Genomic DNA, 10,224 nt, shown 5'->3' with positions numbered 1-10,224 from the left:
ATCCAGTTCTCAGTGTTCTGGAAGGTCGATTCCGAACACCCGGAAAACTTCATCCTGAACGTCAAGAACCCGTCCGAAGCGGTCGAACAGGTCTCTGAATCCGTCATGCGCGAAGTTGTCGGCAAAACGAGCCTGCAAAGCGTCATCACGACCGAGCGCGATGTCGTGCAGGCGGAAGTCGCCAAACAGGTCCAGGCCCTGCTGAATGATTATCGTGCCGGCATCCAGATCCTTGCCGTCACGATTGACCGGTCCGATCCGCCCCAACAGGTGATCGAAGCGTTCAACGACGTGAACGTCGCCGAACAGGATGCCGAGACCAACATCAACCAGGCGACCCAGTTCGCCAATGAGGTTGTTCCGCAAGCGCGTGGTAGCGCCCAGCGCATCCTGCAGGAATCTGAAGCCTATCGCGATCAGGTTCTTGCCGATGCACAGGGTGAAGCCTCCCGCTTCGAGCAGATCTACGAGCAATACCGCAAGGCGCCCCGCGTCACGCGGGAACGCATGTATCTTGAAACCATGGAACGGGTCCTTGAACGCTCCAACAAACTGATCATGGATCAGGAATCCGGCGCTGTTCCCTACCTGCCACTGGAACGAACCCAGTCTAAACCCAGCGGAGGGCAACAATAATGCGTGCATTTGGATGGCTCATCATCGTCGTCACCGGCATCTTCCTGCTGGTCATGATGAATTCGTTTTTTGTCGTCCGTCAGGACGAACAGGCCCTGATGCTCCAGGTCGGCGAACCCAAGCAGGTGTATAACGCTCCGGGTCAGGATCAGGCCGGGCTCTATTTCAAGATCCCGCTGTTCCAGCAGGTCGAGAAACTCGACAAGAAGAACATTGGTCTTGATATTGAGAATATCGAAGTGCTTGCATCGGACCAGCGTCGGCTTTCGGTCGATGCCTTCGTGCGCTGGCGCATCAAGGATCCGCTGAAATTCTACCAGCGTTTCCGCACCGAAACGGCGGCTGCCCGCCAGCTCAACCAAATCACCAATTCGACCATTCGCGAAGCCCTCGGCGACGTGCCCGTGCCGGAAATCATTTCCGGACAGCGCTCACAGCTGATGGACCGGATCCGGATCAAGGTGAACGAGCAGCTGAGCGATGACGGCATCGACATTATCGACGTCCGCATCCGCCAGGCAGACCTGCCTCAGGAAGTGGCTCAGGGCGTTTACAGCCGGATGCAGTCGGCCCGTCTTCAGGAAGCCCAGCGCATCCGTGCCGAAGGTGAGGAGAAGGCCCGCCTGATCCGCGCCCAGGCCAGCCGTGAAAAAACGGTGATCGAGGCCCAGGCTCGTGAGCAGGGGCAGATCATCCGTGGTGAAGGCGATGCCAAGTCGACCGAGGTCTATGCCAACGCCTACAACAAGGACCCGGAATTCTTCCGGTTCCAACGTGCCCTGATCGCCTGTGACAAGGCCATTCAGGAAGGCACTCAGGTGATTGTCAGCCCGAAAAATCTCGGGATCTGTGACGAGTTCATCGAAAGTGCCCGTGCTAATGGCGGCAGCCGCTAGGACGCAAGGTACGTGTCTAAACTCTATCTGATACTGGCTGCGGCCGGAATCTGGTTCTTTGTGGAGGGGGCGATCTATGCGGTCGCCCCCGACTTCATGCGGCGCATGGCGGCCCGCCTCTCCGAAATGTCTAGCCGCGATGTGGCCTTTGCCGGACTGGCGTCAGCCGTCGTCGGTGCCGCTCTCCTTGTCTTCGCAGTCAGAGGCGTCTGAACCTGTTGCAACAAGGGCGCAAACCGCCATACTGAAGACGTTACGTACAATATCCGACTCTCAGGAGCCTTCTGCCTCATGCGCATTCCGGCACTCGCCGCCCTCGGTTTCATTGCCGCTTTTGTCCTGCCTGTTTCAGCCCAGGGCAGCCTGTCGCGGCCCCTTGATGGCCTGGACCAGAAAGTGCAGCCGCAGAACTTTCGCGACCTCTCCAAACGCCTGATGCCGGCTGTCGTGAATATCTCGACACAGCAGACAATTGCGCCCAACGGCCTGCCGACCTTTCCGGAAGGCTCACCGATGGAGCGCTTCAACGAGTTCTTCGGCCGTGACGAGGATGGCTTCCAGCGCCAGGGATCGCTCGGCTCGGGCTTTGTGATCAGTCCCGACGGAATCATCATCACCAACAATCATGTCATCGACAATGCCGATGAGATCGAGATCAACTTCTCCGATGGCCGCGTGCTCGAAGCAACGCTTGTCGGCCGCGACCGCGACACCGACCTTGCCGTGCTGAAAGTGAACAGCCGGACGCCGCTGCCCTATGTCGACCTCGCTGACAGCGACCATGCCGAAGTCGGCGACTGGGTCATCGCCATCGGCAACCCGTTCGGGTTTGGCGGATCGGTCTCGGCCGGGATCATCTCGGCCCGCAACCGCGACCTGAATTCCGGGCGCTCCGATGATTTCATCCAGACCGACGCGGCGATCAACCGGGGCAATTCCGGTGGCCCGCTGTTCAATCTCGGCGGCGAAGTCGTCGGTGTGAATACCGCGATCATCTCACCCACTGGCGGATCGGTCGGCATCGGTTTCTCCGTTCCGGCCAATCTGGTGAAGCGCATCTCGAAACAGCTGATCGAGCATGGCAAGGTGCGCCGGTCCTGGCTCGGCGTGAACGTGCAGGACGCCGATGCGGCACTGGTCAAGGCCTACAAGGCCAAGGGCAAGGGCGGCGTCATCGTGACACGCGTCACCAATGATGGCCCCGCCGACAAGGCCAAGTTGGAAGTCGGCGATCTCGTACTCAGCTTCGACGGCAAGGCGATTGCCAGCGTCCGCGAAATGACGCGGCTGATCTCGGACGCCCCGATCGGCAAGACCGTGGCCCTGTCAATCATTCGCGACGGCAAGGCGCGCAATGTGTCGGTAACCCTCGGTGAACTTGAGGACGATGATGACGCGTCGGGTGCCAATGCGCTTCCCGATATGCCAGCCAGCAGCAATGACCTTGGCGCCGAACTCCAGAGCATCGACGACGATATCCGCCGCCGCTTCGGAATCCCCAAGGATGTCGAAGGGGTCGTCGTCACCAGTGTCAGCGCGCGCGGACGTGCCTTCGGCAAGCTCAGCCGCGGCGATGTCATCGTCGAGGTGAACTTCGCCAAGGTGTCCACCGTTACGGACACGGTGTCTCGCGTGGAAACCGCGATGACGACGCCGCACCAGCCCCTGCTCCTGCGCGTGAAACGCCGGGGCGATGCCGGATGGTTCGACCAGTTCCTGTCGATTGAACTGGCGAAGTAACGCCTACGCCGTGACGAATTCGTCCGCCGTATAGCCCTGGAAGAACAGGGCGGCTGTCAGGTCTGTATGATTGATCGCCGCAGTGGCCTGCTCCGCAACAATCGGCTTGGCCCGGTAGGCAATGCCGAGGCCCGCGGCGCGGATCATGTCGAGATCATTCGCGCCGTCGCCGAGCGCCAGCGCATCATCGCGCACAAGGCCATGCGCCGCTGCCGCGGCGTCCAGCGCCGTCAATTTCGCCTCACGTCCCAGGATCGGCCTGCCGACATCACCCGTCAGGACAGCGCCATCATCAGTCAGCGTGTTGCCGCGATGCGCTTCAAATCCGGACGCGTCGGCCACGCGCGACGTAAAGAACGTGAAGCCGCCAGACACGAGCAGCGCATGGGCGCCATGTGCCTTCATCGTCGCGGTCAGCGTCCGCGCGCCGGGATTCAGCGTGATGCGTTCGCGATAGGCCGCCTCGAGCGCAGACAGTTTCAGCCCCTTGAGCATGGCGACCCGCGTCGTCAGGGCGCCTTCGAAATCAAGCTCGCCGCGCATCGCGCGTTCGGTGATCGCCGAGACCTCGGCCTTGAGGCCGGCGAAATCCGCCAGCTCGTCGAGGCATTCCTGGCCGATAATGGTTGAATCCATGTCGGAGATCAGGAGACGCTTGCGCCGGTTGGCGGCGGGCAGGACCGCAACATCCGCTTCCAGCCCCTTCACTCCGGCGCGAACGGCCTCGATCTCCTCGTTGGACCCGACCGCAAACACATATTCGCATGCCTGCCACGGTCCCGTTTTCGACAGAATCCGCAGCTGCATGCCAGCCACGCCAACCGCAGCGAGGCTGGCCCCCAGTTCTCCAGCAAGATCAGCCTTTGATGGGGCTGCCACAGCTGTGACAGCAAGGAAATTGCGGGATGTATCCGGGGTCTGGGTCATGTTTTCAGTCTCTTGGTGTCTTTCCACGCGCCCGACAAGCCCTTAGGTCTGGAGCATGCATCCGGCAATCCTCATTCACGGTCCGACCGCCAGCGGCAAAACCGCCCTCGCCATCGCCGTGGCCCGGCGATTGGGCGGTGAGGTCATCAACGCTGATTCCATGCAGGTTTACAGGGACCTCCAGGTTATCAGCGCGCGCCCCGACGAGGCGGAAATGGACGGCGTTGAGCATCACCTTTTCGGCCATGTCGATGCCGCCACGCGTTACTCCACCGGTGACTGGCTGGAAGACGTGCGCTGCGAAATCAAGCGAATTGAGCTCAAGGGCAAGCGCGCGATCCTCGTCGGCGGTACGGGCCTCTACCTGCTGGCCCTGACACAGGGCCTCTCGAACATCCCGCCGGTTCCGGAGGATATCCGGGCCGATGTCCGCGCCATTGCCGAAGCTGAAGGCGCCGAAGGCCTGCGTGACAGGCTGGTACCAGTCGATCCTGAAACAGCCGATCGGCTTGGCACCGGCGACCGCCAGCGCCTCTCACGTGCCTATGAAGTCTGGCTCGCGACCGGGCGCCCGATCAGCGCCTTCCACGAGGAACGCCAGCCGCCTGTCCTGCAAGACGGCGAATGGATTGGTTTTGCGCTCACCCCGCCGCGTTCGCGTCTTTACCAGAAGATCGACCGACGCTTCGAAGGCATGCTGATGCAGGGCGCCATGGACGAGGCCCGTGCGCTGATGGAACGCGGCCTCGATCCCGAACTCCCCGCCATGAAAGCGCACGGCATGCCCTGGCTGATGGCCTTTGCACGCGGCGATATCAGCGCGGAACTGGCGGCCGAAAATGCAAAACGCGATACCAGGCGCTATGCAAAAAGGCAGTTTACGTGGATCGGCAGGCAATTTCCCTTCTGGCCGCGCATTCCGTCACCTGAGCCAGAAAACCGCCTTAGGGTCATTCATGCCCTTTACAGGGAGATTGACAGCGCCCAAGAGGCAGATTATTCCTAAGTCCGACGTTGGAGGAAACGCACCGTGCGCAAACCACTGGTACTCGTTATTAGGCATCCGTAGTCGGCTGACGATTCAGCCGGTTGCGGATGCGCGCACAAAAGGGTCTCCTCAGGGGGCCCTTTTTTAATTCAGCCCTGACCCATTTTTCCAAGACAATCCGAGAGCCTCATGACCACAGCCACCAAGTCCAAGACGCGCGCCGCCAGCCCGGCCCCGACTGAACCCCGCATCATGACCGGGGCCCAGATCGTTATCGAGGCCTTGCGCGAACAGGGTGTGGACTCGCTCTTCGGCTATCCGGGCGGCGCCGTGCTGCCGATCTATGACGCGCTGTTCGCGGCGCCGGACCTGCGGCACATCCTGGTCCGCCATGAACAGGGCGCCGGCCATGCCGCCGAAGGCTATGCCCGATCGACCGGCAAGCCCGGAGTCGCCCTTGTGACGTCCGGTCCCGGCGCAACCAACATGGTCACCCCGATCACGGATGCGATGATGGACTCCATCCCGATGGTGGTCCTGTGCGGCCAGGTGCCCACCCACCTCATCGGCACGGACGCGTTTCAGGAATGCGACACGATCGGCATCACCCGCACCTGTTCCAAGCACAATTACCTCGTCACCGACGTGAATGACCTCGCCCGCGTCATCCATGAGGCGTTCCTGATCGCGACGTCCGGGCGCCCGGGCCCGGTCGTGATCGACATCCCGAAAGACGTCCAGTTCGCCACCGGCACCTATATCGGCAAGGAAGGCGTCCACAAGCCGACCTACAACCCGCGCACAATTCCCCAACCGGAAGCTGTTTCCGCTATTGTGGACCTGATCATGACGTCCCGGCGCCCGATCTTCTACACGGGTGGCGGCGTCATCAATTCCGGCCCGCGCGCCTCGAAACTGCTGCGCGAACTGCAGGCCGCGACCGGCATACCCGTCACGTCCACGCTGATGGGCCTTGGCGCTTTTGCGGCCTCTCACCCAGACTGGCTCGGCATGGTTGGCATGCATGGCAGTTTTGAAGCCAATAATGCCATGCATGATTGCGACCTGATGATCTGCCTGGGCGCCCGGTTCGACGACCGGGTCACGGGCCGGATCGATGCCTTCTCGCCGAATTCCAAGAAGGTTCACATCGATATCGACCCGTCTTCGATCAACAAGATCGTCCGCGTCGACGTGCCTGTGGTCGGCGATTGCGCTGCCACGCTGCAGGCGATCCTGAAGGAACTTGGCGCCCGCAAGGGCAAGAAGCCGAACCTTGCCGAATGGCAGAAGCAGATCGCCACATGGCGGGCCCGCGACTGCTTCGCCTACGCAAATTCGGACACCGTAATCAAGCCGCAATACGCGGTCCAGCGTCTCTTCGAACTCACCCGGGAACGGGAGACCTATATTTCCACCGAGGTCGGCCAGCACCAGATGTGGGCCGCCCAATTCTACCGTTTCGAGGAACCCAACCACTGGATGACCAGCGGCGGCCTCGGCACGATGGGTTATGGCCTGCCTGCCGCCGTTGGCATCCAGGTCGCGCATCCGGACGCCCTCGTTATCGATATCGCAGGCGAAGCCTCGGTCCAGATGGTGATGCAGGAATTCTCGACTGCCGTTCAGCACTGCCTGCCCATCAAGGTGTTCATCATGAACAATGAATGGATGGGCATGGTGCGCCAGTGGCAGGAATTGCTGCACGGCGAGCGCTATTCACACTCCTATTCCCAAAGCCTGCCGGACTTCGTCAAACTGGCCGAGGCCCTTGGCGGCCACGGCATTCATTGCGACAAACCGCAGGAACTCGATGCGAAGATCCAGGAAATGATCGACCATGACGGTCCGGTCCTGTTCGATTGCCGCATCGAAAAGGCCGAAAATTGCCTGCCGATGATACCGTCGGGGTCTGCTCATAATGAGATGATCCTCGGGGAGATAACTGGTAACGAGGTCAGTGACGCCGGGAAGAAGCTGGTATAGCGGCCGGACAGGCATCGGGTTTTGGGACGGATTGTGTAGATGAGTATGAGCGAAATCCTCGCCTTGCTGCGCGAACACCTTGATGTGGTGATCGCGATCGGCTCTGCGCTGGTTGCACTTGTCAGCGCCTTTGCCGCGCGCGCCGAAACGCGTCGTCAGCGCCGCCTGCAGACCGAACGCCTGCGCCAGAGCATCGACGCTGCGAGCCTCGAATGGGGCAATCACGCAATCGACGCGCTCGGCCGCGCCGCCATGTTTGCGCGCACCCGCCACCTGCAAGCCAATGACGCGACCTTCACCGGCGGCAAGACAAGCCTCCTGATCGGCTTGTCGGCCCTCGTCGAACGCGGCCGCATGTTCTTCCCGAATCTCAATGCCGACAATAAGGGCGCAGACAAGGACGGCGCCTATCGCGGCCACCGCCCGCCCATCCTCGATGCCATCATGTGGGCCTATTTCGAGCTTGATGCGATGCACCGCGAAGGCGGCCCGACGGGCGATAACAGCGCGGAATTCATTGAAGATTGCCGCCGTCTGATGGTGTCCGAATTGCAGGCACACCTTGATCCGCGCCGCCTCGACAAGGTTGTCGAGCGGTATGACGACCAGACCCAAGCAAACCGCCGCGATGCCATCGACCGCGCCACGGCGCTGAAGGCCCGCCTTGAAACCCGCAGGCCGGGACTCGTGCTCGATGCCCCCCGGGCGCCGGACATGCAAACGGAGACAATGCAATGAGCGACGGTACAATCGGAAACACACCAACCGGACCGAAATCGGCCTATTTCCTGTCGCACGCTGACGAAGCCGTCGAACGGCGTACGCTGGCCGTGCTTGTCGACAACGAACCCGGTGTCCTCGCGCGCGTCGTCGGCCTGTTTTCAGGCCGGGGCTACAATATCGACAGTCTGACGGTTGCCGAGGTCGATTCCAGCCAGCGCCGCTCGCGCATCACCATCGTCACGCAGGGCACGCCCCACATCCTTGAGCAGATCGAAGCCCAGTTGCTACGCATTGTGCCCGTCGGCGAAGTGATCGACATCACCAAGTCGAAGCGCGGTATTGAACGCGAACTGTCCCTGATCAAGGTTGCCGGCACCGGCGAAGTTCGCGTCGAAGCCCTTCGCATTGCCGAGATTTTCCGTGCCCGGGTGATTGATACGACAAATGAGAGCTTCATTTTCGAACTGACCGGCGCGTCTGACAAGATCAGTCAGTTCATCGACCTGATGCGGCCGCTCGGACTGGTGGAAGTCAGCCGGACCGGCGTACTCTCGATCCAACGCGGAAAGGAACAGGGATGAAGACATTCCATATCCTTCTTCTGGCGGGCCTGCTGTGTGCGGGTGCCGCCAGCGCGGCTGAAGACCCGCCTGAAAGCTGCCGGCCCAAAGTGGCCGGCACGGCGCTGGCGCTCGCTGGCGACGCCGAAAAGGCCCAGCTGCAGTGCGATATCGATCGCGCCGAACATCTCGTGGCGCGGTCTGCCCGTCTGCAGCCAACCAGCCAGCATCCGGCGATCCGGATCGTTGACACCGCATCTCCCAGCGGCGCAGCCTATATCTACGATGTTATCGGCGCGGGGCCGTCCTTCTGGCTCGAGGCCCGCTCGGTACCCAGCGAAGACAATGAACGCAGCCGTGTGCCCGTCTGCAAGCTGAGCATGGCCCTGCCTGACGATGTGGCAAAGCCCCTGGTCGGCATGTTGGCGACGATCGGTTCATTGCCCCTTCCGGCGTACGGTCGCCGCGAAGAAGTGACGATCAACCCGGATGGCTCCCGCCGTGTCGTCCTGCTGCTCGATACGCATGACATTGTCACGACAGTCGAAACACCCGGTAAGGTCCTGCATTTCTCGCGCCATGCAAAAGCGTCTGACGACATTGCCCGGATCAACCAGATGATTATCGGTGTTGCAAATATCAGCGATGGCTGGACCTGCAACGGCAACTGAACCTTATCCTATCAACCCCACCCTAAAGCGGAGCTTTTTGAAGCCAATGAAAGTTTATTACGAGCAGGACGCGGACCTTTCCCTGATCCAGAAGAAGAAAGTTGCCGTCATCGGCTACGGTAGCCAGGGCCATGCGCACGTGCTGAACGCACGTGACAGCGGCGTGAAGGACATTGTTGTCGGCCTGCAGGAAAGCTCCGCCAGCCGCGCCAAGTGCAAGGCTGAAGGCCTGACCGTCATGACGCCTGCCGAAGCCACCAAATGGGCTGACGTTGTGATGATCCTCATCCCGGACGAACTCCAGGCTGTCGTCTGGGCGAACGAGATCGAGCCGCACACCCGTGAAGGCCAGCACATCATGTTCGGCCACGGCTTCAACGTCCACTACAATCTGATCCGTCCCAAGGCCGGCGTCGATGTGTCCCTGTCCGCGCCCAAGGGTCCGGGCCACACACTGCGTGCACAATACCAGATGGGCTTCGGCCTGCCGGGCCTCATCGCCATCCACCAGGATGCAACCGGCGCCGCCAAGGACGTTGCCCTGTCCTATTCGAAAGCCATCGGCAACACGCGCGCCGGCGTCATCGAAACCTCCTTCCGCGAAGAGACCGAAACCGACCTCTTCGGCGAACAGGCCGTGCTTTGCGGCGGTATCGTCGAGCTGATCAAGGCCGGCTTCGAAACCCTGGTTGAAGCCGGTTACGCACCGGAAATGGCCTATTTCGAATGCCTGCACGAAACCAAGCTGATCGTTGACCTGATCTATGAAGGCGGCATCGCCAACATGAACTACTCGATCTCGAACACGGCCGAGTACGGCGAATACGTCTCCGGGCCGCGCATCGTGAATTCGGAAACCAAAGCCGAGATGAAACGCGTCCTGACCGATATCCAGGATGGCACGTTCGCCCGCAACTGGGTGCTCGAAAACCAGGCCGGCGCCCCAAGCTTCCACGCCAAGCGCGCCCGCATGAACAGCCACCTGATCGAGGAAGTCGGCGAAAAACTGCGCGGCATGATGCACTGGGCCCAGAACGACCGTCTGGTCGACAAGGCCCGCAACTAGACTTCCGAACACCTCATCGGCATGCCGGATC

General features: G+C 61.2%; 11 protein-coding genes. 10 read left to right on the top strand and 1 reads right to left on the bottom strand.

Annotated features, from left to right (window positions below; all coding sequences use genetic code 11):
- The 4 genes from hflK to AADA04_RS02475 form a co-directional block, all read left to right on the top strand.
- Positions 1-636 (top strand): FtsH protease activity modulator HflK (gene hflK / locus AADA04_RS02490; RefSeq protein WP_340691653.1); only part of this gene is annotated, 636 nt, incomplete at its 5' end.
- Complete coding sequence (locus AADA04_RS02485; protein WP_340691652.1) at positions 636-1,532, top strand: protease modulator HflC; 897 nt, start codon at positions 636-638, stop codon at positions 1,530-1,532. The genes hflK and AADA04_RS02485, both read left to right, overlap by 1 nt.
- A 12-nt stretch (positions 1,533-1,544) precedes the next feature.
- Positions 1,545-1,745, top strand: coding sequence for a DUF2065 domain-containing protein (locus tag AADA04_RS02480; RefSeq protein ID WP_340691651.1), 201 nt, complete (start codon positions 1,545-1,547; stop codon positions 1,743-1,745).
- A 78-nt stretch (positions 1,746-1,823) separates the two neighbouring features.
- On the top strand, positions 1,824-3,272 hold the full coding sequence (locus tag AADA04_RS02475; protein WP_340691650.1) for a Do family serine endopeptidase: 1,449 nt from the start codon (positions 1,824-1,826) through the stop codon (positions 3,270-3,272).
- 3 nt (positions 3,273-3,275) lie between these two features.
- Here the strand turns inward: AADA04_RS02475 and serB are convergent, their stop codons facing one another.
- A complete protein-coding gene (gene serB / locus AADA04_RS02470; protein ID WP_340691649.1) occupies positions 3,276-4,199 on the bottom strand; it encodes a phosphoserine phosphatase SerB in 924 nt (307 codons plus the stop codon).
- 55 nt (positions 4,200-4,254) lie between these two features.
- Here serB and miaA point away from each other — a divergent pair, with 55 nt between their 5' ends.
- The 6 genes from miaA (at position 4,255) to ilvC (ending at position 10,193) form a co-directional block, all read left to right on the top strand.
- The gene (gene miaA, locus AADA04_RS02465; protein WP_340691648.1) at positions 4,255-5,205 is read left to right on the top strand and encodes a tRNA (adenosine(37)-N6)-dimethylallyltransferase MiaA; all 951 of its coding nucleotides are present in this window, start codon (positions 4,255-4,257) and stop codon (positions 5,203-5,205) included.
- A gap of 171 nt (positions 5,206-5,376) precedes the next feature.
- Positions 5,377-7,173: an acetolactate synthase 3 large subunit gene (locus AADA04_RS02460; protein ID WP_340691647.1), complete on the top strand. Its 1,797-nt coding sequence runs from the start codon at positions 5,377-5,379 to the stop codon at positions 7,171-7,173.
- A 39-nt stretch (positions 7,174-7,212) separates the two neighbouring features.
- Entirely contained in the window at positions 7,213-7,911 is a 699-nt protein-coding gene (locus tag AADA04_RS02455) for a hypothetical protein (RefSeq protein WP_340691646.1), read from the top strand.
- A complete protein-coding gene (gene ilvN / locus AADA04_RS02450) occupies positions 7,908-8,477 on the top strand; it encodes an acetolactate synthase small subunit (RefSeq protein ID WP_340691645.1) in 570 nt (189 codons plus the stop codon). The genes AADA04_RS02455 and ilvN overlap by 4 nt, the downstream gene beginning before the upstream one ends.
- Positions 8,474-9,127: a hypothetical protein gene (locus AADA04_RS02445; protein WP_340691644.1), complete on the top strand. Its 654-nt coding sequence runs from the start codon at positions 8,474-8,476 to the stop codon at positions 9,125-9,127. Before ilvN ends, AADA04_RS02445 begins: the two co-directional genes overlap by 4 nt.
- Before the next feature lie 46 nt (positions 9,128-9,173).
- Positions 9,174-10,193 carry a ketol-acid reductoisomerase gene (gene ilvC, locus AADA04_RS02440; RefSeq protein ID WP_340691643.1) on the top strand — a complete coding sequence of 340 codons (1,020 nt, stop codon included), beginning with the start codon at positions 9,174-9,176 and terminating at the stop codon, positions 10,191-10,193.
- Positions 10,194-10,224 lie beyond the last annotated feature (31 nt).

This window comes from Hyphomonas sp. (genome assembly GCF_037969335.1).
Lineage (GTDB): Bacteria > Pseudomonadota > Alphaproteobacteria > Caulobacterales > Hyphomonadaceae > Hyphomonas.
The sequence above is the reverse complement of the archived record's forward strand: the minus strand, read 5'-3'. Positions and strand labels throughout refer to the sequence as shown.